The sequence below is a fragment of the Streptomyces sp. NPDC054849 genome (assembly GCF_053610945.1).
Genome location: NZ_JBSGZI010000196.1, coordinates 1 through 1640, shown reverse-complemented (window position 1 = coordinate 1640; position 1640 = coordinate 1). Strand labels below are relative to the sequence as shown.

1 protein-coding gene is annotated in these 1640 nt (G+C 66.0%); it reads right to left on the bottom strand.

From position 1 onward, the window contains the following. Positions 1-45: 45 nt before the first annotated feature. Positions 46-1428, bottom strand: coding sequence for a glycine--tRNA ligase (locus ACWGIF_RS37835; protein WP_374773889.1), 1383 nt, complete (start codon positions 1426-1428; stop codon positions 46-48). Positions 1429-1640: the final 212 nt, after the last annotated feature.

Here is a 1640-nt window from a genome sequence, read left to right as displayed (position 1 = left end):
GTGCGCAGTCAGCGCACCGGGCCACCGGTCTTCGTACGGCGGGACCTAGCAGCCGAGCAGGCGGCTGCCGAGGTAGGTCTGGATCTGGTCCAGGGAGACGCGCTCCTGCTTCATGGTGTCGCGCTCGCGCACGGTCACCGCGTTGTCGTCCAGGGTGTCGAAGTCGACCGTGACGCAGAACGGCGTGCCGATCTCGTCCTGGCGGCGGTAGCGGCGGCCGATGGCGCCGGCGTCGTCGAACTCGATGTTCCAGTTCTTGCGCAGGTCGGCGGCGAGACCCTTGGCCTTCGGCGACAGCTGCGGGTTGCGCGACAGCGGCAGGACGGCGACCTTGATCGGGGCCAGGCGCGGGTCGAGGCGCATCACGGTGCGCTTCTCCATGACGCCCTTGGCGTTCGGGGCCTCGTCCTCGTTGTACGCGTCGAGCATGAAGGCGAGCATGGCGCGGTTGACACCGGCCGCCGGCTCGATGACGTACGGGGTGTAGCGCTCACCGGCCTCCTGGTCGAAGTAGGTGAGGTCCTGGCCGGAGGCGGCGGAGTGCGCCTTGAGGTCGAAGTCGGTGCGGTTGGCGATGCCCTCCAGCTCGGAGAACTCGTTGCCACCGAAGTTGAAGCGGTACTCGATGTCGGCGGTGCGCTTCGAGTAGTGGGACAGCTTCTCCTTCGGGTGGTCGAACCAGCGGATGTTCTCCTCGCGGATGCCGAGGTCGCGGTACCAGTTCCACCGCTCCTGCATCCAGTACTCCTGCCACTGCTCGTCCTCGCCCGGCTTGACGAAGAACTCCATCTCCATCTGCTCGAACTCGCGCGTGCGGAAGATGAAGTTGCCCGGAGTGATCTCGTTCCGGAAGGACTTGCCCATCTGCGCGATGCCGAACGGGGGCTTCTTGCGCGAGGTGGTCTGCACCTGGGCGAAGTTGGTGAAGATGCCCTGGGCGGTCTCGGGGCGCAGGTACGCCTTGGAGGCGGTGTCCTGGCTCGGGCCGAGGTGGGTCTCCAGCATGCCCGAGAACTGCTTGGGCTCGGTGAACTGGCCCTTCACGCCGCAGTGGGGACAGTTGATGTCGGCCAGGCCGTTGGCGGGCAGGCGGCCGTGCTTGGCCTCGTACGCCTCTTCCAGGTGGTCGGCGCGGTGGCGCTTGTGGCAGGCGGTGCACTCGGTCAGCGGGTCCGAGAAGGTCGCGACGTGACCGGAGGCCACCCACACCTCGGGGGCCAGGATCACGGACGAGTCGAGGCCGACGATGTCCTCACGCCCGGTGACCATCGCCTTCCACCACTGGCGCTTGATGTTCTCCTTGAGCTCGACACCCAGCGGGCCGTAATCCCAGGCAGCTCGGGAGCCGCCGTAGATCTCACTGCAAGGGAAAACGAAGCCACGGCGCTTGCTCAGGCTGACGATGGTGTCGATCTTGTCGGCGGCCACGGTGCTCTCTTCATTACGAGGACGAACGGCGAAGTCTTCAGGTTACCGGCGCCCGCACCCCCCCTTTCAAATCGGATCCCCCTTCACGACTGCCCGCCCGGCCCTCTCACCTGGGTTTTTGACAATCGTTTCCATCTTTGATGAAAATGGATGTCATGAACGTACGACGCCTCATACCCACCGCCGCCCTCGCCGCAGCCGTCGCCCTCGGC